Source organism: Nevskia sp. (assembly GCF_051860985.1).
Classification (GTDB): Bacteria; Pseudomonadota; Gammaproteobacteria; order Nevskiales; family Nevskiaceae; genus Nevskia.
This window is the reverse complement of record NZ_JBIMKV010000001.1, coordinates 316,162-337,897: the sequence shown is the minus strand read 5'-3', so window position 1 is coordinate 337,897 and position 21,736 is coordinate 316,162. Positions and strand designations below refer to the sequence as shown.

General features: G+C 70.2%; 16 protein-coding genes. 10 read left to right on the top strand and 6 right to left on the bottom strand.

Going from position 1 to position 21,736, the window contains the following annotated elements; translation table 11 throughout:
• The first annotated feature begins 23 nt into the window (after positions 1–23).
• Together ACTIGJ_RS01470 and mutL are read left to right on the top strand one after the other, a co-directional pair.
• Entirely contained in the window at positions 24–1,367 is a 1,344-nt protein-coding gene (locus ACTIGJ_RS01470) for an N-acetylmuramoyl-L-alanine amidase (RefSeq protein ID WP_439638488.1), read from the top strand.
• Between the two features lie 163 nt (positions 1,368–1,530).
• Complete coding sequence (mutL, locus tag ACTIGJ_RS01465; protein ID WP_439638487.1) at positions 1,531–3,360, top strand: DNA mismatch repair endonuclease MutL; 1,830 nt, start codon at positions 1,531–1,533, stop codon at positions 3,358–3,360.
• Between the two features lie 20 nt (positions 3,361–3,380).
• Here the strand turns inward: mutL and ACTIGJ_RS01460 are convergent, their stop codons facing one another.
• On the bottom strand, positions 3,381–5,840 hold the full coding sequence (locus ACTIGJ_RS01460) for a tetratricopeptide repeat-containing protein (RefSeq protein WP_439638486.1): 2,460 nt from the start codon (positions 5,838–5,840) through the stop codon (positions 3,381–3,383).
• Between the two features lie 5 nt (positions 5,841–5,845).
• Positions 5,846–6,427: a Smr/MutS family protein gene (locus ACTIGJ_RS01455; RefSeq protein WP_439638485.1), complete on the bottom strand. Its 582-nt coding sequence runs from the start codon at positions 6,425–6,427 to the stop codon at positions 5,846–5,848.
• 61 nt (positions 6,428–6,488) lie between these two features.
• On the opposite strand from ACTIGJ_RS01455, the gene surE reads away from it, so the two are divergent.
• The 4 genes from surE to ACTIGJ_RS01435 are packed head-to-tail and all read left to right on the top strand — an operon-like array spanning position 6,489 to position 9,262.
• A complete protein-coding gene (gene surE, locus ACTIGJ_RS01450) occupies positions 6,489–7,235 on the top strand; it encodes a 5'/3'-nucleotidase SurE (protein WP_439638484.1) in 747 nt (248 codons plus the stop codon).
• Entirely contained in the window at positions 7,235–7,915 is a 681-nt protein-coding gene (locus ACTIGJ_RS01445) for a protein-L-isoaspartate(D-aspartate) O-methyltransferase (RefSeq protein ID WP_439638483.1), read from the top strand. Before surE ends, ACTIGJ_RS01445 begins: the two co-directional genes overlap by 1 nt.
• 22 nt (positions 7,916–7,937) lie before the next feature.
• Positions 7,938–8,534, top strand: a complete 597-nt coding sequence (locus tag ACTIGJ_RS01440; protein ID WP_439638482.1) for a DedA family protein — start codon at positions 7,938–7,940, stop codon at positions 8,532–8,534.
• The gene (locus ACTIGJ_RS01435; protein WP_439638481.1) at positions 8,507–9,262 is read left to right on the top strand and encodes a peptidoglycan DD-metalloendopeptidase family protein; all 756 of its coding nucleotides are present in this window, start codon (positions 8,507–8,509) and stop codon (positions 9,260–9,262) included. Before ACTIGJ_RS01440 ends, ACTIGJ_RS01435 begins: the two co-directional genes overlap by 28 nt.
• 60 nt (positions 9,263–9,322) lie before the next feature.
• On the opposite strand, the gene ACTIGJ_RS01430 is transcribed toward ACTIGJ_RS01435, so the two are convergent.
• The 3 genes from ACTIGJ_RS01430 to ACTIGJ_RS01420 form a co-directional block, all read right to left on the bottom strand.
• Entirely contained in the window at positions 9,323–11,599 is a 2,277-nt protein-coding gene (locus ACTIGJ_RS01430) for a TonB-dependent receptor (protein WP_439638480.1), read from the bottom strand.
• A 173-nt stretch (positions 11,600–11,772) separates the two neighbouring features.
• Positions 11,773–12,336 (bottom strand): peroxiredoxin, encoded by a 564-nt coding sequence (locus ACTIGJ_RS01425; RefSeq protein WP_439638479.1) that lies wholly within the window; start codon positions 12,334–12,336, stop codon positions 11,773–11,775.
• Positions 12,300–12,662, bottom strand: a complete 363-nt coding sequence (locus tag ACTIGJ_RS01420) for a hypothetical protein (RefSeq protein ID WP_439638478.1) — start codon at positions 12,660–12,662, stop codon at positions 12,300–12,302. The genes ACTIGJ_RS01425 and ACTIGJ_RS01420 overlap by 37 nt, the downstream gene beginning before the upstream one ends.
• Positions 12,663–12,968: 306 nt before the next feature.
• Between ACTIGJ_RS01420 and alaC the strand changes: the two genes are divergently transcribed.
• From alaC to recJ, 4 genes are all read left to right on the top strand, one after another.
• Positions 12,969–14,270, top strand: coding sequence for an alanine transaminase (gene alaC / locus ACTIGJ_RS01415; RefSeq protein WP_439638650.1), 1,302 nt, complete (start codon positions 12,969–12,971; stop codon positions 14,268–14,270).
• Between the two features lie 2 nt (positions 14,271–14,272).
• Positions 14,273–15,571 (top strand): homoserine dehydrogenase, encoded by a 1,299-nt coding sequence (locus ACTIGJ_RS01410; RefSeq protein WP_439638649.1) that lies wholly within the window; start codon positions 14,273–14,275, stop codon positions 15,569–15,571.
• A gap of 120 nt (positions 15,572–15,691) precedes the next feature.
• The gene (thrC, locus tag ACTIGJ_RS01405; protein WP_439638477.1) at positions 15,692–16,810 is read left to right on the top strand and encodes a threonine synthase; all 1,119 of its coding nucleotides are present in this window, start codon (positions 15,692–15,694) and stop codon (positions 16,808–16,810) included.
• Positions 16,811–16,828: 18 nt separating this feature from the next.
• Positions 16,829–18,532, top strand: a complete 1,704-nt coding sequence (gene recJ / locus ACTIGJ_RS01400; RefSeq protein ID WP_439638476.1) for a single-stranded-DNA-specific exonuclease RecJ — start codon at positions 16,829–16,831, stop codon at positions 18,530–18,532.
• A 45-nt stretch (positions 18,533–18,577) separates the two neighbouring features.
• On the opposite strand, the gene ACTIGJ_RS01395 is transcribed toward recJ, so the two are convergent.
• The gene (locus ACTIGJ_RS01395; RefSeq protein WP_439638475.1) at positions 18,578–21,721 is read right to left on the bottom strand and encodes an EAL domain-containing protein; all 3,144 of its coding nucleotides are present in this window, start codon (positions 21,719–21,721) and stop codon (positions 18,578–18,580) included.
• Positions 21,722–21,736 lie beyond the last annotated feature (15 nt).

Sequence of the window (21,736 nt, the reverse complement as noted above, 5' to 3'; positions counted from 1 at the left end):
TTGTTCGACCCCGCTGGGCTGCCATGCGTGCACTGACCGGATTGCTGCTGCTGTTGACTGCCGCCTCGGCGGCGGCGGCCGAACTGCGCGAAATGCGCCTGATGGACGGACCGGAAGCGACGCGGGCGGTGTTCGACTTCGACGTCGCCACCACGCCGAAGCTGTTCACGCTGGCCAATCCGGACCGCGTGGTGATCGATTTCGCCGATGCCCGTCGTGGCCCCGGGATGCCGGCGGCGAGCGCCGGCAAGGGGCTGGTCAAGAGCGTCCGCACCGGCCCGCGCGAAGCCGGCCTGCGCGTGGTGCTCGACGTCGGCGAAAAAGTCGCGCCGCAATCGTTCGGCCTGGAGGCCAGCGAAGGCTATGGCTATCGGCTGATCGTCGACCTGATGCCGAAGCAGCCGCACCGGGCCGCGCTGCCGGCAACTTCCTCCGTTCCTGCGACCACGCCGGTGCCTGCCGCTGCACCGGCTGCGCCGAAGCCCGAACTTGTTGTGGCCGCCGCATCGGCGACCGCCGCCGCTGCCGTGGCCGCCGCGCCGCTTCCGGCCGCCGATGCCCCGGCGGCCGTCGCCAGCGCCGAACCGGTCCGGCCGCGCGTGGCCGGGCGCGAGGTGATCGTCGCCGTCGACGCCGGTCACGGCGGCAATGATCCGGGCGCGATCGGCCTTGGCGGCCTGCGCGAGAAGGACGTGACCCTGGCCATCGCCCGCCGCCTGGCCCGGAAGATCAATGCCGAGCCCGGCATGCGCGCCGTGCTGACCCGCGACAGCGACACCTTCATCGAACTGCGCACCCGCACCGTCAAGGCACGGCAGGTGAACGCCGATCTTTTCGTGTCGGTGCATGCCAACGCGGTCAACGACCGCTCGATGCACGGGTCGTCGGTCTACGTGCTGTCGGAACGCGGTGCTTCCAGCGAGCAGGCACGCTGGATCGCCAATCACGAGAACGCGGCCGATCTGGTCGGCGGCGTCGCGCTGCAGAAGCAGGACGACAACGTCGCCGCCGTGCTGATCGACATCTCGCAGGGCGCGACGATGGAAGCCAGCTTCGACGTCGGCAGCCGCATGCTGCATGCGATGGGCCGGATCAACCGGCTGCAGAAGGCGGAAGTCCAGCAGGCCGGCTTCATGGTGCTGAAGTCGCCGGACATCCCGTCGGTGCTGGTCGAGACGGCGTTCATCAGCAACCCGCGCGAGGAAAAGCTGCTCGGCGATCCGGACTACCAGGACCAGCTGGCGGAATCGATCTTCGACGGCGTGCGCAGCTATTTCGCCCGTTACCGCCCGCAGCAGATCGCCACCGCCGTTCCGGTCAAGACCTCGACCACCACTCGTCCGGCGTCGGCACGCCTGCGGCGCTGAAAGGCCGTCGGCTGGACAGCGCGAGCGGCCTGGTTGTTGCCCGCCTGCGGCGGACACCAGAACTTCATTAAGCTGGCCGCCCGCAACAGCTGCCGGCGCGCGTGACCTCTTCGATCTTCCCCGGATCTTTCATCCTCCCGATCGCCACGGACACCGTCGGCCCGTGAGCCGCATCCGTGTGCTGGATGAGCAGCTGATCAACCAGATCGCCGCTGGCGAGGTGGTCGAGCGCCCCGCCGCCGTGGTCAAGGAGCTGGTCGAGAACAGCCTCGATGCCGGTGCCACCGCGATCGAGGTCGAGCTGGAGGCCGGCGGGCTGAACCTGATCCGGGTGCGCGACGATGGCTGCGGCATCGCCCGCGCCGAGCTGGCGCTGGCGCTGACCCGGCACGCCACCAGCAAGATCGCCGGGCTCGATGACCTGGAGCGGGTCCGCAGCTTCGGTTTCCGGGGCGAGGCGCTGCCGAGCATCCTGTCGGTGTCGCGCTTCGCGCTGATTTCGCGCACGGCCGATCAGCCGCATGGCTGGAAACTGGGCGGCAGCGGCGTGCCGGACGATGCCGGGCCGCAGCCGGCGGCGCATCCGATCGGCACCACGATCGAAGTGCGCGACCTGTTCTTCAACACGCCGGCGCGCCGCAAGTTCATGAAGGCGGACGGCACCGAGTTCCGCCATGTCGACCAGATCCTGCGGCGCCTGGCGCTGACCCGTTTCGACCTGCGGCTGAAGCTCGGCCACAACGGCCGGCGCAGCTTCGAGCTGCCGCGCGCCGACGGCGAGGCGGCCCGGGCGGCGCGGGTCGCCCAGGTCTGCGGCGACGAGTTCTTCGCCAATGCGGTGACGGTCGACGAGCAGCGCCTCGGCCTGCGCCTGTGGGGCTGGGTGGCACTGCCGAGTTTCGCGCGGGCCCAGCCGGATCTGCAGTACCTCTACGTCAACGGCCGCAACGTGCGCGACAAGCTGCTCGGCCACGCGCTGCGCCGCGCCTATGCCGATGTGCTGCATTCGCAGCGGCATCCGGCCTTCGTGCTGTTCCTGGAGCTGGACCCGGCGCGGGTCGATGTCAACGTGCATCCGCAGAAGACCGAGGTGCGTTTTCGCGATGCCTCGGTGATCCACGATTTCCTGTTCGGTGCGGTGCACCAGCTGCTGCGGCGGGTGCGGCCGGAGCCGGGGCTGCACCACCGGGTCGCGTTCGAGACGCCGGGCCCGCCGGCCAGCGAACCGAGCCAGGTCGCGCTGCGCTATCCGCAGCCGTCGGCGGCGCCGTCGTGGCCGGTCCGCGAACGGGACGCGGACGTCGGCGGCGGCGCGCCGTGGCCGCTGTACCGACCGCCGGCCGAGACCGGTTCCGGCGAACCGCTGGCGGTCGCCGCCGACGGTGCTGGCGACGGCGACGAGGCGCCGCTGGGCCGGGCGATCGCCCAGATCCGCGGCGTGTTCGTGCTGGCCGAGAACCGCCACGGGCTGGTGCTGGTCGATGCCCACGCCGCGCACGAGCGGGTGATCTACGAACGCTTCAAGCGCGAACTGGCCAGCGATGGCATCGCCGCCCAGCGCCTGCTGCTGCCGGAGCCGGTGGTGGTCGGCGAAGGCGAGGCCGACGAGCTGGAAGCGCAGGCCGAGTCCCTGCGCCGCTTCGGCCTGCTGATCGATCGCAGCGGCCCGGACACGGTCACCGTGCGGGCGGTGCCGGCACTGCTGGTCAAGACCGACCTGGGCGCGCTGCTGCGCAGCCTCTGCGGCGGTGCCGAGGCGGCGGAAAGCGCCGAGCATTTCGGCGAGGCACTCGACGCCCAGCACCGCATCCTGGCCGACATGGCCTGCCGCGCCGCGATCAAGGCCAACCGTCGGCTGACGCTGGCGGAGATGGACGCGCTGCTGCGCGACATGGAGCGGACGCCGAACGCCGGCCAGTGCAATCACGGCCGGCCGACCTGGGTGCAGATCGACGCCGACGGCCTCGACCGCCTGTTCCTGCGCGGGCGCTGAGCCGGCCGAAAGCGCGTCCGTCAGCTGTCGGCTTCGCCCCGGCGCAGCGAGTACAGCCGGTACTTGCCGTAGCGCTTGGCCAGCTCGATTTCGCCGGCGTACTCGGCGGCGTAGCGATCCGGCGCTTCCAGCATCAGACGGGCGGCGAAGGCTTCGGTGACGAAGATCATGCCGGGCGGCGTGACCGGCTCGACCCGCGCTGCGAACGACAGCTGGGAACCGAAGTAGGTGGTGGTGCCCTCGACCGGGTCGATGCCCTCGAACACCGGCGCGTAGTGCGCGGACAGGCGCAGCTCGAGCTTTTCCAGCATGCCGCCAAGACCGCTGCGGGCCCGCTCGACGATGCTGTGGATGCGGTCGGCGATGCGCGCCGTGGTTTCGGCGTCATCGGTCACCACGTGCACCGCGTCGCCCCAGGTGTGCTGCAGCAGGATGTGCGGCTGGTGCTCGGTCAGCGCGGCGGCGATGCCGCCGATCAGCACGTCCTGGAACACCGGCTGCTCCTCGTCGCCGAGCCGGCTGTAGCCGGCGAAGTCGGCGAACAGGGTGCCGACCAGCCGCCGCGTTTCGGGCTGGCCGGTGCGGCCGGGCGCGCAGTGCAGCGGCAGCGGCGCGCCGCAGCCGCAGGCCGCGTCGGCGGCACGCGGGCCGCCGCCGTGGCCGAGGTCGTGCCAGCCGGCGCCGATCCGGCGCGCTTCCAGCCGCGACAGGCCGCAGGCGGTGGCCGACACGTAGGCGGCGCGCCAGTCGCCCTCGCGCTCGAGGAAGCCCTGGGCGATCGAGCATTCGCCGCCACGTTCCAGATGGCCTTGCAGGCGCTGCGCGATGGCGGTGCCGTGATGCCGCTGCCATTCCTCCACCAGCTGCTCGCGGGCGGCCGGCAGCACCAGGTGCACGCGCACGCCGCGCAGCCGGTAATGCTCGGCGATGTCCAGCTCGCGCGGGCCGTTCAGGCCGATGCAGACGAACGAGGCCTCGGCCGGCAGCGGCAGCTCGGCCGGCAGCGCCGACGGCACGAACAGCACAGGCGGGACCGACAGCGCTGCCAGATGCGCGGGATCGTGGCCGAGATGGCGGCAGATCAGCCGCAGCTGGGCGCCGGTACGGCTCAGGGCATTGACGTTGCCGGGCTGCAGCTGCGCGGCCCGGGCCAGCGCGCCGCGCACCCGTTCGACGCGGCCGAGCAGCAGCGCGGCCTCGGCCTCGGTGACGGCGCGGTAGTAGCGCTCGGTGTCGCCAACGCCAGCACCGTCGGCATCGTCGGCCAGTGCGTCCAGCGAATCGAGCACCCGGCGCGCCAGCGCCAGCGCTTCCGGACCGTGGCCGCCGAGCATCAGCATGGTGGCGGCGTTGATGCCGGGAAAATAGCCCTGCGCGTGGTCGAAGGCCTGGGCGTAGACCCGCCCGGATTCGACGAACAGGGCCGGGGCCTTGGCGGCCGGCGCGGCGAGCGCCAGATCCTTCAGCAGGCGGGCCTTCAGCGATAGCCATTCCTCGACGTTGTAGCCGTCGCCGTCGCTGTCGCCGTCATCGACGCCGATGCCCAGCTCGCGGTAGCGGCGCAGCGCCAGCTGGGTGCTGCCGGCATTGGCCAGCGACAGCAGGGCCAGGTGGTCAAGCTCGCGCGAGCGCAGGCCGTCGGCACGGGCGCGTTCGGCAAGGTCGTGGCAGAGCAGGTAGTTGCCGGTCTTCAGCGCCGCGCGGCAGGCGTCGAGCACCTGCTGCAGCGGGTCGAGCAGCGCCGATTCGATGCCGCCGCTGTCGGCCGGACGGGGGCCCGGCACGGCCGCCAGGGTGGGGTCGATCAGCAGCAGCGGCCGCCCGGCAACCGCTGGCCGGCGCAGGTGCAGCGTCGACAGCGCTGCCGGAATCCGGGCCGGACGATGCCGCCAGCTGACCACGTCGGCAGCGCCGCCAGGCAGGCCGCTGTGGCCGGGCCGCAGGATCGCCACCAGCACGTCCGACTGCTCGGCCAGGCAGGCAGCCAGCTGCCGGTACTGGCGCTGGCGGAAGGCGCCGAGCCGGAGCTTGGGATCGGCCGGGCCGCCGGGCACCAGATCGATGACCACGGCGCACAGCGCCAGCTGTTCTTCGATGCCGGCGCGCACCGCCTCGATGGTGGCCGGCTCCAGCGTCACCGACATCTCGCTGAGCCGCGCCACCCAGTCGTCGATCAGCACCGGCACCGGCACTGGCAGCAGCGCCACCGTATCGAACGCGATGCCGGCCTCGCGCAGCCACTGGCTGGCGACCTGCTTGAACAGCAGGTCGGCACCCGGCGCCAGTCCGGTCACCAGGCTGACCCGCCGGGGCCGGGCGCGGGCGATCAGCGTGGGCAGGGCCTCGTGGCGCAGGCGGCTGGTCACCGCCGCACGCTCGCTGGCCGACAGCCGCAGATGGCCAGTGGCGCCGATCAGCAGGTGTCCGTCGTCCTGCAGCGGCAGGCGGGTCAGCCAGGTTTCGAGGCTGATCCGGATCATCGCCGTCAGCCGTTGCCGGGCAGGCTGGCGGCGGTGGCGCGCATCAGCACGTAGACAGCGCCGGTGCCGCCGTCGTGCGGGCGCGCCGAGCAGAAGGCGATGACATCGCTGCGCCGGCGCAGCCAGCTGTCGAGCAGGGTCTTGATCACCGGGCCGGTGTTCGGAGAGCGGTTGCCCTTGCCGTGGATGATCCGCACGCAGCGCACGTCGCGCGACTGGCATTCGGCCAGGAACATCGACACGGCCAGCTGGGCATCGCCGCGGTTCATGCCGTGCAGGTCCAGTTCGGCGCGCACCCGGTAGGCGCCTCGGCGCAACTTGCGCCAGACGCTGTCCTGCAGGCCGGGTCCGCGATAGCTCAGGGTGTCGCTGCTTTCGATCAGCTCCGGCTCGAACATGCTGAACTCGAGCAGCTCGGCCATCACCGCGCGTTCATCCGCCTCGGCCTGACGCGGCCTGGGGGGCGGCGGCGTGCGCAGCGGCGCGATCCGGTCGGAGCCGCTGCGGCGCTGCACGCCGGCCATCGCCGAGCGGAAGTCGACGTCGTCGGCGGAGTCGGGCAGGGCGTCGTCGGCGGGGCTTGGCATGGCAGCCGCATCATAGCCCGGTGCCACGTAAACTAAGGCCATTCCTCACGACACCTCCACCATGCGGATACTCCTGTCCAACGATGACGGCTGCACGGCACCCGGACTGCTGGCGCTGGCGCGGCAGCTGCGCAGCGAACACCAGGTCGACATCGTCGCCCCGGACCGCAACCGGAGTGCGGCTTCGAACTCGCTGACCATCCTGGTGCCGCTGCGCATCCAGAAGCACGACGACGGCACCATCTGCGTCGATGGCACGCCGACCGACTGCGTCCATCTGGCGCTGGCCAGCCTGCTGCCGGAAAAGCCGGAAATGGTCGTGTCGGGCATCAACAACGGCCCGAATCTCGGCGACGACACGCTCTACTCCGGCACCGTGGCGGCGGCGATGGAAGGCCGGCATCTCGGTTCGGCGGCGATCGCGGTGTCGATGTCGGCCTACAACCCGAAGCACTACGACACCGGCGCGCGGGCGACGCTGAAGATCATCGCCGAGCTGGCGCGCAATCCGTTCCCCGGCCACACCATCCTCAACGTCAACGTGCCGGACGTGCCCTGGGAGGAACTGCAGGGCTTCGAGGTGACGCGGCTCGGCCATCGCCGGCAGTCGGAACCGGTGGCCGAGGCGCTCGATCCGCGCGGCCGGCCGATCTACTGGATCGGCCCGGCCGGCCCCGGCGCCGATGCCGGGCCGGGCACCGATTTCCACGCCGTCGAACAGAACCGGGTGTCGATCACCCCGCTGCTGGTCGACCTGACTCGCCACAGCGTCATCGACAAGCTGCGCGACTGGGCCCAGGGCTTGTGATGGTCGGCAGTCACCCTCACAGCCGCGGGCTGGGGCTGGCGTCGCCGGCCAGCCGCGCGAAGATGGTCGAGGAACTGCGCAGGAACGGCGTCAGCGACGAGCGGGTGCTGGCGGCGATGCTGAAGATTCCGCGCCATGACTTCGTCGAGGAAGCCTGGAAAGGCGAGGCCTACCGCAACCGGCCGCTGCCGATCGGCCAGGCGCAGACCCTGTCGCAGCCGGTGGTGGTCGGCCTGATGAGCCAGGCGCTGCTGGTGCCGTCGAGCGAAACCGGCGCGCGCCGCCGGGTGCTGGAAATCGGCACCGGCAGCGGTTACCAGACCGCCGTGCTGGCCGAGCTGATCGAGCGGGTCTATTCGGTCGAGCGGCTCAAGGGGCTGTCGGAATCCGCGCGCAAGCGGCTGGCCGGCCTCGGCTACCGGAACATCCACTTCGGCTATGCCGACGGCACGCTCGGCTGGGATGCCCACGGGCCGTACGACGGCATCATCGTCACCGCTGCCGCTGCCGAAGTGCCGCGCGCGCTGCTCGAACAGCTGGCGCCGGGTGGCCGGCTGGTGATTCCGGTCGGCCCGCCGAACAACCAGATGCTGCGCGCCATCGATCGCAGCGGCGCCCGCTACCAGGCCACCGATCTCGCTACGGTCAGCTTCGTGCCGCTGCTCGAAGGCCGCGCCTGAGCCTGCCCGCCGCGCCCGCGCCGTGATCGAAGCTTTCAAGCAGTGGATCGCCGAGGCGGTCGCGCAACTCGGCTACGGCGAGATCCTGCTGCTGATGGCGCTGGAATCGAGCCTGTTCCCGGTGCCGTCGGAGCTGGTGATGATTCCGGCCGGCTACCTGGCCCGCAACGGCGGCCTCGATCCGTTCCTGGCGGCGCTGACCGGCGGCTTCGGCTCGGTGCTCGGTGCCAGCGCCAACTACCTGCTCGGCCGTCATGTCGGTCGCGCCTTCCTGCTGCGCTTCGGCAAGTACCTGCTGATCAACGAAGCGAAGTACCACGAGGCGGAAGCGATGTTCCTCGGCAATGCCGCGCGGGCCACCTTCATCGGCCGCTTCATTCCGGTGGTGCGGCACCTGATCTCGCTGCCGCCGGGCGTGTTCGGCATGGCCTACCTGCCGTTCGCGCTGATCACCTTCGCCGGCGCCACGATCTGGTGCGGCGTGCTGGTGGCGGCCGGCTATTTCTTCGGCGACGCGGCGATCGGCGTGATCAGCACCTACACCCACGAGCTGACGCTGGCGGTGCTGGTGCTGCTGGTGGCGGGTGGGCTGTGGTTCCTGCTGCGCCGGCGCGGCTGAGCCGCCGCTGGCTGCTGGCCGCGCTGCTGGCGCTGCTGGTGGCCGGCTGCGCCAGCGAAGCCGGCCGGCGCACGGTCAGTCGCGGCGCGGCGGTGGTCCGCTCGAAGCCGACGCCGGGCGAAACCTATGTCGTCGCCCGTGGCGACACGCTGTATTCGATCGCCTTCCGCAACGGCCTCGACTACCGCGAACTGGCCGACTGGAACGGCATCGGCCGGGATTACACGATCCGCCCCGGCCAGCGTCTGCGGCTGGGGCCGCCGGGTGCGGCGACACCGGCAGCCCCGGCAGGCGTGGATCCGGCGCCGTCGTCATCGGCAGTGGCGACCGGCAGCCCGGAGCCGATCCCGATCGTTACCGGCACCGCCAGCTGGGAATGGCCAACACGGGGCGAACTGGCGCGCAGCTTCGCGACCAGCGGCAGCAAGGGCATCGACATTGCCGGCGAAGCGGGCCAGCTGGTGATCGCCGCCCGCGGCGGCAAGGTGGTCTACAGCGGCGCGGCACTGAAGGGCTACGGCGAGCTGGTGATCATCAAGCACGACGAGCAGTACCTGTCCGCCTACGGCTACAACCGCCGGCGGCTGGTCGAGGAAGGGGAAACGGTGGGACCCGGCCAGCCGATCGCCGAACTGGGGCTGGGACCGGAGAACCGGCCGCTGCTGCATTTCGAGGTGCGCGACCGGGGGCGGCCGATCGATCCAGTCGCGCTGCTGCCGCGCCGCTGAGGCGGCGGGCGGTGCCTCCCGGCCCGCGCGACGGCGGGCCGGGAGACGGGACGGCAGACCTCAGAAGCTGGCCTTGAACTGGGCGCCGATCAGGCGCGGTTCGTTGATGAAGCCGGTCAGGTTGTTGAAGTCGATGCCGCCGACGACCCGCGTGGTGCCGGTGATGTTGCGGGCGAACGCGGCCAGCTCGAAGCGACCGTCACCCCACAGGTAGCCGGCGCGCAGGCCGCCTTCCAGCAGGTACTTGCCCTTGTACTCGACCGACTCGTACAGGAAGAAGTTGACGGTGCTGCGGTAGGCCCAGTCGGTCAGCACGAAGGCTTCGCCGGCGCCGACCGGATGGCCGTAGCGCAGAGTGGCGTTGCCGGTCACGCGCGGCGCCTGGGGCAGCCGGTTGCCGTCGATGATGACGGTGTTCGAGCCATTCGCCTGCGGGTCCAGCACGGTGCAGCCGCTGCCGCAGGGGGCAACGGCAAGCCCGGCGTCCTGGATCTCGGTGTAGTTGTAGCTGGCGCCGAGGGTCAGCAGCAGGTTCCGGGTGAGGATCGCCTTGAAGTCCAGCTCGGCACCCTGCAGCAGCGCCTTGTCGGCATTGATCAGCGTGTTGAAGTTGGCGCCGCCGCCGACGGCGGTCAGCTGCTGGTCCTCGACTTCCGAGCGGAACAGGTTGAAGGCGATGCGCGCGCGCTTGTCGAACAGGTCGGCCTTGATGCCGGTTTCGTACGACAGCACCGTTTCCGACTTGGCCACCGACAAGGTCGAGCCAAACAGCAGGCGGCCCTGCACCGACGGCGCTCGGAAGCCGCGGGCGACGCGGGCGTAGGCGCTGACGGTCGGCGTCAGCTTGTAGGTGCCGCTGACATCCCAGCTGACGTCGGTGTCGTACGGGTTGGCGTACAGCTCGCCGGTCGGCGGCGCGCCGATCGGCGACTGCAACTGCTCGGCGACGAAGTTCTTGTTGTCGACCGTGTAGCGCACGCCGCCCTTGAGCTTGAAGTCCGGCGTCACCGCGTAGGTCACCGAGCCGAACACCGCAGCCGCGTTGTTCTGCTGCTCCTGCACCGCGTAGCCGTTCTGCACGCCGCCGGCCAGCGTGTCGAAGTTGAAGCTGTCGATGGTGATGTCTTCGAAGAAGTAGTAGACACCGCCCTGGAAGTTGACCGGGCCGGCGTAGTTCGACTCGATGCGGAACTCCTGCGTCAGCTGCTGGTGCTTCGGCAGGCCGTCGGCCGATTCCGCCGGGAACGGGATGAAGCCGGGGCCCGACGGCGGCGCGAAGGCGGCGCCGAAACCGCCGTCGATGTCGCCGCGGCTATAGGAGATCACGTGCTCGTAGCCGGAGATCGAGTACAGGCTGTGGGCGCCGACATCCCAGCGCAGGCGCACGCTGCCGCCGGTACCGTGCAGGTCCTGCTCGTTGCGGCCGTCGATCGCCACTTCACGCTTGCGGAAGCCGCTGACCAGGTCGTTGGTGCCGGGTTCGATGATGTTGGCGCGGAACAGCCGCGCGGTGCCCTTGAGCTGCCGGGTGTGGACGTTGAACAGCGCGCTGAACGTGGCGCTCGGCTGGTACAGCAGCTGGGCGCGGAAGGCGCCGTCGGTATAGCCCTCCAGCGAGGTCTTGCCCTGCGCCGAGTACAGATTGTCGACCCAGTCCTCGCGCCGCTGCAGCAGGCCCGAGACGCGCAGGGCCAGGGTCTTCGACAGCGGGATGTTGTAGGCCGATTCGACGTTGGTGGTCAGGTAAGTGCCGGTCGACAGGTTGAAGTAGCCGCCCTGGTCGAAGGTCGGCCGGGCGGAATCGAACTTGACGACGCCGGCTGGCGTGTTGCGGCCGAACAGCGTGCCCTGCGGGCCGCGGGCGACTTCGATCTGCGCCAGGTCGAAGATCGGGAAGCCCTTCAGCAACGGGTTTTCCAGCACCACGTCGTCATAGACCAGGGACACCGGCTGCGAGGCGTTGAGGTCGAAATCGGTGTTGCCGTAGCCGCGGATGTAGAAGCGCGGGAAGGCGCGGCCGAACGAGGATTCGATGTTCAGGCTCGGCACGCGGGCGGCCAGCAGGCGCACGTCCTGGCCGTTGGTGACCAGCACGCCCAGGTTTTCGTCGGACAGCGTCGACACCGAGATCGGCACGTCGCGGATGTTTTCGCGACGGCGCTCGGCGGTGACGGTGACGGCCTTCAGCTGGGTCGGATCGGCGCTGCCGGCGGCTTCGGGCGCGCTGTCGTCAGCGAAGGCGGCCGGTGCGCCGCCGATCATCATCAGCAAGGCGGCCCGGAAGGCGAGACGGGCGGACAGCCGCCCGCGATTCAGCGTCAAGATGCTGCTCAGCATGGTGATTTCCCCAGATGTGGATACGGCGCACCCCCGTGCGCCGTCTGTGCGTCGGCTCGCGGCTTTTGTGCCAGCGGCGAGACTGCCTGCGACCTTACCCGAGTCGCCCGGCAAAGTGTCACCGGACGGTCACCTTGTCGCGATGACGCCGGCCGCCGCCGGCTGTCCGCTCCTCAGGGCTGCCGACTGCCCTTCCAGGCCTTGACCGCCGCCAGCGTGTTCTTGACGTGGTCGTCCGGCTTCAGCGCCGAATGCACGTAGGCGACGCTTGCGTCGGGCAGGATCACGAACGAGGTGCGGTCGGCATAGGACAGCAGCGGCACCTTGGCGTCATAGGCACGGGCGATCGCCAGGTCCGGGTCGGCCGCCACCGCGAACTTGCTGCGGCATTCGCTGACCGAGAAGCGGTTCAGCGTGTCGATGTCGTCCTTGGAGACACCGATCACCGTCGCGCCAAGCGCGTTGAATTCGTCGGTCGCTTCGGCGAACAGATGGGCCTCCACCGTGCAGCCCTTGGTGAACGCTGCCGGATAGAAGTACAGCACCACCGGCCCTTTCTTCAGTGCCGCCGCCAGCGTGAACTCGAACGGCTTGCCGGCCAGCGTCGCCTGGGTGCTGAAATCCGGCGCCTTGCTGCCGACTTTCAGGGCCGCCCAGGCGGGTGCGGCAACCGCCAGCGCGAGCGCGGCGGCGGCGAGTTTCAGGCGTGCACGGGAATGGATGCCGTTCGGGAACATCGGATGCCTCTGCTTGAAGTGGTGGTGATCGACGATACGCCTGCGCGCCTCTGGCGGATTCGCGCCGCCGGCTTTCGATGATCCCTTCGGCGCGTGGCGCGCCGCGCAGCGGTGGCGGGCAGCTGCGCTTCTTCGAAGACCGCCAGCATGTCGTCGCCGTAGGCCTTGATGAAGGTCGCGCCGCAGCGACGCGCGGCGGCTATCAGGGTGTCGAGCAGGTGATGGATTTGCCGGCCGGCGGCCACTTCGCCGAGTTCCTTGCGCAGCTTCACCGATCCGGCGATATCGACAATGAGCACGCCGCAATGACGGACGCTTTCGGACACCGGGTTGCTCTTCCTCTTAAAAGTGTCAGCTGGATCACCTTTTCACTCTGTGTTCTTTCTTTCCTGAATGAAACGCGGGCAGGGGACCCCGGCGAAGCGCCGGCGGCGCTGCGATGGCGGTTAGCCGCTACGCCATGTGATCCATCGCGCGGGTCGGCGCCTGGTCAGTCAAGACGCCGCCGGGCGCGATACGAACCGCAGGCGCTGGCCCTCATCAGCCGCGCATGCTGTAATTAGCGGCTTTTTTCAGCAGTATTGCCGTCCCAATCGTGCCGATCCGGCACTCAATCCGTGACCGAGGAATCCGTGAACACCGTCTTCCCGCGCATCGAGCGCCTGCCGCCCTACGTCTTCAACATCGTCGGTGAAATGAAGAAGGCGGCCCGAGCTCGTGGCGAGGACGTCATCGATTTCAGCATGGGCAACCCGGACCAGCCGACGCCGAAGCACATCGTCGACAAGCTGGTGGAAGCCTCGGTGCGGGGTACCGAAAGCGACTACGTACGGCCGGAAGTGCACGACGAGGACGGCACCCACACGCACCGCTACTCGGTGTCGAAGGGCATTCCGCGCCTGCGTCGGGCGATGGCCACCTGGTACAAGCGCCGCTACGACGTCGACCTGAACGCCGAAACCGAAGTCATCGCCACGATCGGCTCCAAGGAAGGCCTGGCCCATCTGGCTTTCGCGACCTTGGCGCCCGGCGACACCGTGCTGGTGCCGAATCCGGCCTATCCGATCCACCCGTTCGGCGTGGTGCTGGCCGGTGCCGATGTGCGCCATGTGCGCTTTCCGGCCGACGATCCGAACCACGAGATCTTCTTCGAGGAACTGCGCAAGGCGATCAAGGAATCGACGCCGACGCCGAAGATGCTGATCCTCAATTTCCCGTCCAACCCGACGGCGGAATGCGTGGAACTGGACTTCTTCGAGCGCGCCGTGGCGATCTGCCGCGAGCACCAGATCTGGCTGATCCACGACCTCGCCTATGCCGACATCGTGTTCGACGGCTACACCGCCCCCAGCGTGATGCAGGTGCCCGGCGCCAAGGATGTGGCGGTGGAGTTCTTCACGCTGTCCAAGAGCTACAACATGCCGGGCTGGCGCGTTGGCTTCATGGTCGGCAATCCGGTGCTGGTGGCGGCGCTCGCGCGCATCAAGAGCTACCTCGACTACGGCATGTTCACGCCGATCCAGGTCGCCTCGATCGCCGCGCTGGAAGGCCCGCAGGATTGCGTCGCCGAAATCTGCGAGATGTACCGCAAGCGCCGCGACGTGCTGGTCGAAGGCCTGCTGGCGGCCGGCTGGCCGGTGACCAAGCCGAAGGCGACGATGTTCATCTGGGCGCAGATTCCGGAATCGCACCGGCATCTCGGCTCGCTGGAATTCTCCAAGCAGCTGCTCGAGCAGGCCTCGGTCGCGGTGTCGCCGGGCATCGGCTTCGGCGAGTACGGCGATGACTACGTGCGCTTCGCGCTGATCGAGAACGAGCACCGCACGCGGCAGGCGATGCGCTCGATCAAGAAATTCCTGAAGGGCGGCAGCAAGGCAGCCAAGGCCGAGAAGCCGGTCAAGGAAGCGCCAGCGGCGAAGGCGGAAAACGCATGAGCATGTCGCCGCTGAAGGTCGGCATCGTCGGGCTCGGCACGGTCGGGCAGGGCGTGGTGCGGGTGCTGGCCAGCAATGCCGAGGTGATCAGGGCCCGCGCCGGCCGGCCGATCGTCGTCACCGACGTCTCTGTGCGCACGGCGAACGCCAAGCGTGACTGCGTGCTCGACGGCATCCGTGTGCATTCGACGCCGGAAGCGGTGGTCGCGGCCGATGTCGACGTGATCTGCGAGCTGATCGGCGGCACGACCCTGGCGAATGATCTGATCGCCGATGCGCTGGCGCGCGGCAAGTCGGTGGTCACCGCCAACAAGGCGCTGATCGCCGAGCGCGGCAACGCGCTGGTCGCCGATGCCCAGGGCCGCGGCCTTACCCTGTCCTTCGAAGCGGCGGTGGCCGGCGGCATCCCGATCATCAAGGTGCTGCGCGAAGGCCTGACCGCCAACGCCATCGACAGCCTGGCCGGCATCATCAACGGCACCTCGAACTACATCCTCACGCAGATGACCGCGAAGGGGCAGAGCTTCGCCGATGCCCTGGCCGACGCCCAGAAGCTCGGTTACGCCGAAGCCGATCCGACCTTCGATGTCGAAGGCATCGATGCCGCCCACAAGCTGACCATCCTCGCGTCGATCGCCTTCGGCACGCCGCTGAACTTCGCGGCCGTGGCCACCGAAGGCCTGTCCAAGGTGCATTCGCAGGACATCCAGCTGGCCCGCGAGCTGGGCTACCGGATCAAGTCGCTGGGCATCGCCAAGCGCTCGGCGCACGGCGTGGAGCTGCGCGTGCATCCGACCCTGGTGCCGGACGACCATCTGCTGGCCAAGACCGACGGCGCGCTGAACGCCGTGCGCGTGCACGGCAATGCCGTCGGCCAGACGGTGTACGTCGGCCGTGGCGCCGGCGGCGAGCCGACCGCCTCGGCGGTGATCGCCGATCTGATCGACATCGCCCGGCTCAACGGCGCCGCGCCGGTGGTGCCGCCGCTTGGCTTCACGGCCGCCGGGCTGTCGGCCCAGCCGGCGCTGTCGATCGAAGCGGTGGAATCGGCCTTCTACCTGCGACTGACGGTGGCCGACGAACCGGGCGTGCTGCGCGCGCTGACGTCGATCCTCGCCGAGGCCGACATCTCGATCGAGGCGATCCTGCAAAAGGAGCCGGAAGACGCCGAAGACGCCCGCATCGCGATCATCACCTCGGTGGTCAGCGGCAGCCGCTTCGACGCCGCGCTCGAACGCATCCGCGCACTGCCGTTCGTGCGCGCCGACATGAGCCGCCTGCGCGTCGAGCATTTCGAATAAATAGCCGCCTTACTCCCTCTCCCGTCGGGAGAGGGCCAGGGTGAGGGAACGCCGCCCGACAAGGGCGCGACGCCACAACGGCCGTTCCCGAGCCACAAGACGAACCACTGGAGCTTCAACGTGACCCGCTACACCGGCCTCATCGACGCCTACCGCCATCGCCTTCCGCTGCCGCCGGAAGCCAAAGCCATCAGCCTCGGCGAAGGCCGCACGCCGCTGATCAAGCTCGACAACCTGGTCCGCCATGTCGGCGTCGACGCCGACATCTACGTCAAGTTCGAAGGCGCCAACCCGACCGGTTCGTTCAAGGACCGCGGCATGACCATGGCCGTGACCGAAGCCGTGCATCGCGGCGCCAAGGCGATTCTCTGCGCCTCGACCGGCAACACCTCGGCCGCCGCGGCGGCTTATGCGGCGCGTGCTGGCATCAAGTCCTTCGTGCTGATCCCGGAAGGCAAGATCGCGATGGGCAAGCTCGCCCAGGCCGTGGTCCACGGCGCGGTGATCGTGCAGGTCCGCGGCAACTTCGACGACGGCATGCGGCTGGTCAAGGAAGTGTCCGAAACTTCACCGGTAGTGCTGGTGAACTCGGTCAACCCGTACCGCCTGCAGGGTCAGAAGACGGCCGCCTTCGAGATCGTCGAAGCGCTCGGCGAAGCCCCGGACTACCACTGCCTGCCGGTCGGCAATGCCGGCAACATCACCGCCCACTGGATCGGCTACACCGAATGCGCGGGCAACGGCACGGTGTCCTGCAAGCTCTGCAACGGCAACTGCCAGTTCGCGCAGGCCGGCGGCAAGGCCAAGCGGCCGAAGATGGTCGGCTATCAGGCGGCCGGCTCCGCGCCGTTCATGCGCGGCGGCGCCGTCAAGAATCCGGAAACAGTCGCCACCGCGATCCGCATCGGCGATCCGCAGAGCTGGGACCCGGCCTGGATCGTCCAGAAGGAATCCGGCGGCTGGTTCGACGAATGCTCGGACGCCGACATCCTCGCCACCCAGCGCCTGCTCGCCGAACAGGAAGGCGTGTTCTGCGAACCAGCCTCGGCGACCTCGCTGTGCGGCGCGCTGCGCGACCTGAAGAGCGGCAAGATCCCGGCCGGCTCGTCGATCGTCTGCACCCTGACCGGCAACGGCATGAAGGACCCGGACATCATCCTCAAGGCCGGCCTGCCGCAGCTGATCGAAGTCGACGCCGTGAAGAGCGCGGTCGAGCGGGTGCTGGTCGACCGCCTGTAAGCGGAGCCGCGCCGCCCGGTGAGCCGCGCGCCGACCATCCGCCGTCGCCCGCCGGGCGAGCCGCAGGCGCTGCCGGCCACGCTGTCGCCGGTGCTGCGCCGCGTCTATGCGGCGCGCGGGCTGCGTGACCCAGCGCAGCTGGCGCTGGAGCTGAAACATCTGCTGCCGCCGGATCGGCTGCTCGGCATCGAGGCGGCAGCGGCGCAGCTGGCCGATGCCATCGCTGCGCGGAAGCGCATCGTCATTGCCGGCGACTACGACGCCGACGGCGCCACCGCCTGCGCGGTCGCGGTGCTCGGGCTGCAGGCGCTCGGCGCGACCGAGGTCGGCCATGTGGTGCCGAACCGCTTCACGATGGGCTACGGCCTGTCGCCGCCGCTGGTCGATCTGGCGCGCGAAGCCGGCGCCGAACTGCTGGTCACGGTCGACAACGGCATCGCCAGCGTGGCCGGCATCGAGCACGCCCATAGGCTCGGTCTGCCGGTGATCGTCACCGACCATCATCTGGCCGGCCCCGAGCTGCCGGCGGCAGCGGCGATCGTCAATCCCAACCAGCCGGGCTGTCCGTTCCCGTCGAAGCATCTGGCCGGCGTCGGCGTGATGTTCTACGTGCTGCTGGCGCTGCGTGCGCGGCTGCGCGCCGATGGTGCGTTCGGCTGCGGCAACGGCCCGAACCTCGCCGAGCTGCTGGATCTGGTTGCGCTCGGCACGGTCGCCGATGTCGTCAAGCTCGACTACAACAACCGGGTGCTGGTGCAGGCGGGCCTGCAGCGCATCCGCGCCGGCCGCGCGCGGCCGGGTCTGATGGCGCTGCTCGAAGCGGCCGGCCGGACGCCGGAGCGGATCAGCGCCGCCGATCTCGGTTTCGTGCTGGGCCCGCGGCTGAACGCCGCCGGCCGGCTTGACGACATGCGCCGCGGCATCGAATGCCTGCTGGCGCCGGATCGCGAGTCGGCGCTGCCGATCGCCCAGGAGCTGGATCGGCTGAACCGCGAGCGGCGCGGCATCGAGGCGCAGATGCGCGACGACGCGCTGGCGCTGGTCGCCGACAGCGAGGACGTGGGTGTCGTCGTCCACGAGCCGGACTGGCACGAAGGCGTCGTCGGCCTGGTCGCCTCGCGGGTCAAGGATGCGCTGCACCGGCCGGTGATCGCCTTCGCCCGCGCCCAGGAGCGCGGCATGCTGAAAGGCTCCGGCCGCTCGATCGCCGGCCTGCATCTGCGCGACGCGCTGGCGGCGGTCGACGCCCGCCATCCGGGCCTGATCACCCGTTTCGGCGGCCATGCGATGGCGGCCGGTCTGAGTCTTCCCGAAGAAGGGCTGACGGCGTTCCGCACGGTCTTCGATGCGCAGTGCCGCTCGATGCTCGACGCCGAGGCGCTGGCGCAGGTGATCGACACCGATGGCGAACTGCGCGGGCCGGAGTTCGCCATCGACACCGCTTTCGAGATCGAAGCGGCCGGGCCCTGGGGACAGGGCTTCCCGGAGCCGCGCTTCGACGGCGAGTTCGAAGTGCTGGATCTGCGCCCGGTCGGCAAGGACGGCAACCACGTCCGCTATCGCTTGAAAGGTCCGGCCGGCGCGATCAACGCGGTGCACTTCAACGGCGCCGAAACGGCGGTCGACGAAGGCCGCGTACGGGTGGTCTACCAGCTGGCGATCAACCGCTGGCAGGACCGCGAGACGCTGGAACTGCGCATCGACTGCCTCGAACGCGCCTGAAGCCATGCCGGCGGCGCAGCCCCCGATGCCGCCGCCGGGATCGCCTCAGGCCTTGAACGGCACCGGCGAGGGGCGGGCGATCGCCGGCCCCTGCAGGTAGTCGGCGCCGAGGCGACGCCAGACGGCTGCCTGCGCCTCGCTGCCGATCTCGGTGACCAGGGTCCGTGCGCCGTTCAGTTTGGCCAGCCGGATCGCCGTCTCGGCCAGCGTCTGCTCGACCTGGTCGTCGACGATCCGGGCAAACGCGCCGGCATCGAGCCGGAGCACCGAAATCGGCAGCTTGCGCAACAGATCGATGTAGTCGATCTGCCGACCGTCGCGATGGTCGATGGCGGTGCGGCAGCCCAGCTTGCGCAGCGATTCCAGGCAGCGCGCCGCCTGCTGCGGGAAGCCGGTCAGCAGCTCGTCGCGCAGCAGGAAGCACAGCTTGCCGACCGCCACCCGCGGCTGGCGGTTGATCTGCTCGGCAATGAAGTCGATCAGGGCGGCGTCGCCCAGCGAATCGGCCGACAGCGGCACCGTGCAGAACGCCAGCCGCGTGCCGAGATCCGGCTGGGCGGCCAGCTTGTCGAACAGGCTGCGGATCACCCACTGGTCCAGCGGCGCGCCCAGCAGATGTCGTTCCGCCACCGGCAGGAAGGCCGGCAGCGGCGCCCAGAAGCCTTCCTCGTCCTCCAGCGACAGCAGCACGTCGAACACCTCGCCATCGTTGGCGTGGCTGCGCGCTGGCTGCACCGACTGGGTGGTCAGATGGAACAGGCGATGCTCCAGGCCGCGCTCGATGCGCCGCACCCACAGCAGTTCCTCGTCGACGCCGGCCACGGTTTCCAGCTCGGCGCTGTGCAGCAGCACGCCGAGGCTGCCGTGGGCGCGGTCGCAGGCCAGGCCGGCGCGGCGCATCACTTCGGCCGGCGTATCGATGCCGGCGCCGATCAGGCACAGGCCGATGGCCGGCTGCGGATCGATCCAGTGATCGCCAACCAGCAGACGCTGGCCGGCGATCTGCTGGCGCAGGGTTTCGGCCTGGCGCAGCGCCTGCTCGGCGGTATCGGCCGGCAGCAGCACGCCGAAGCGGTCCGGGGCCAGCCGGAACACGTGCTCGGTGCCGCCGAGCAGCGCCGCCAGCCGCTCGCCGCAGCGGGCGGCGACCGCATCGGCATCGCTGTGGCTGCGGCTTTCGCGCACCTGGCGCAGCTCCGGAAAATCCAGCTTGGCCAGGGCCCAGTGGCCCTGGGTGGCGTGCTCGCGGGCTTCGCGGTGCAGTTCGCGCACCCGCCGCTCGCAGGCCTTGCGGCCGCCGAGCCCGGTCACCGGATCGACGAACTCGGTGCCGGCCGGCGCTGCGGGCGTGCCGTTGCCGGACGGCTCGGCGGCACCATCTGCTGCGCCTTCGCGCAGCACGATCACGGCGCCATTGAGGCGGTCGAAACGGCTGCGCAGCGCCACCGCGCGCACGCCGAGCGTGCGGGCTTCTGTGCTGCCGGCCGGCAGCAGCACGACCACCGGATGGTCGACACGGTGGCTGCCGGCCTGCAGCAGCTGCATCAGATCGGGCAGCGGCGGTCCGTCGGCGGTGCCGACGCGGGCCGCGAACACCTGGCTGAAAAGCCGTCCGCGCAGGCTCGGTGCGTTGACGGCCAGCCATTGTTCGGCCCGGCTGTTGAGATCCTCGATGGCGCCGCGTTCATCGAGCACCAGCAGGCCTTCGTCGACACTTTCGGTCAGCAGCCGCAGCTTTTCGCCGAGCCGCATCAGGGCGTCCTGGGTGCGCAGCCGCTCGCTGTTCTCGGCGTTCAGCTGGGTGGTGGCGATGTTGGCGCGGTCGCGCATCTCGGCCAGCCGTTCGCTGCGCTCGTTGTGCCAATGGGCGATCTGGCGCAGCTCGCCGGCGCCGGATTCGTCGAGCGTCGCTGTGCGGCCGTCGACAGTGGTGCCGGCCAGTGCCGACCCCATTGCACGCAGCGGCCGGATCACCAGCCGCTGCAGCAGCGCGAAGCTCAGCAGCAGCACCAGCGCCGAGCCGCCGAGCGACACTGCCAGCACCTGTTCGTTGACCCGGCGGGCACGCTCGCTGCCCTCGCGGGCCGGGGAGGCGCTGATCAGCAGCCAGCGGCTGCCGGGAACGGCGGCGACCACGGCGTGGCCGGTCTCGCCGAACACCGGGTCGACCGCCAGCCGCAGCGGCACGGCGGCCGGCTCGATGCGGCCGTCGGCGGCGTTCCAGACGCCGGCCAGCAGGTCTTCGGCCGCGTCGCGGTCCAGCTCGCGGGTGTTGTCCTTCAGCGACGACACCAGGCGGGCGTCATAGCGGGCCGAGCGCAGCGCTGCCGCACGGAAGGCATCGTCCCGTTGGCGTAGCTGTCCGGCCACCTCGGCGAACGCCGGCAGGCGTTCGGCCAGTGCGGCCAGCGTCGGCGCGGCCGTGTCGTCCTGCAGGCCCAGCGCGCGCCGGGCTGGCGCCGACACCGCCAGCAGCGCGCCGCGCCGGTCGGCGACCAGTGCGTAGCTGCGATCGTCGCCGCCTGCGCCGAACATCTGCCGGCCGAGCTGGGCGACGTCCAGGCTCACGGTCGCCACGCCCTCGAAGCCGCGCCCGCCGGTGATGGCAACGGCGCAGCTGACCACGGCGCGGCCGAGCAGTGGATCGCGGTACGGGGCAGACCAGTGGCAGCCGCGCATCGTCGCCGGCGCCAGCCGCACCGGCGTGTACCAGGGCTCGCGCCACCAGGCGAGCGCCGCGCTGCGGCCTTCGTCGCCGAGCAGGCGCGCCCGGCCGTCGGGCAGCAGCGACCAGTGCCGGTCGTCGTGGCGGCTGCCCGGCGCCGTCGACACCGGTTCCGGCCACAGGCCATAGCCGGCGACCGGCAGACCGGCGAGCAGGCTGTCGCCGAGTTGTGTCAGCGTGGCGGCATCGCTGCGCGGACCGATCCGGGCCAGCGTCTGGGCGAACTGCTCGACGGCGCGCAGCAGCTGCTGGGTTTCGGCCTGCAGGCGCTGGTTGATCGCCATCTCGTGGCGCAGGCTGGCGTCGTCGACGCTGCCGACGATCAGCTGCTCGGCGGCGTAGAACGCCACGGCCGCCAGCAGCGCCAGCAGTCCGGCGAACAGCCCGGCGAGCCGGAACTGCAGGCTCTGGTGCCAGCGCAGGCCGGCGTCGTCGGCGCGCGGCCGGGAACGCGTCGAACTCATTCGGGCAGCGCGGGA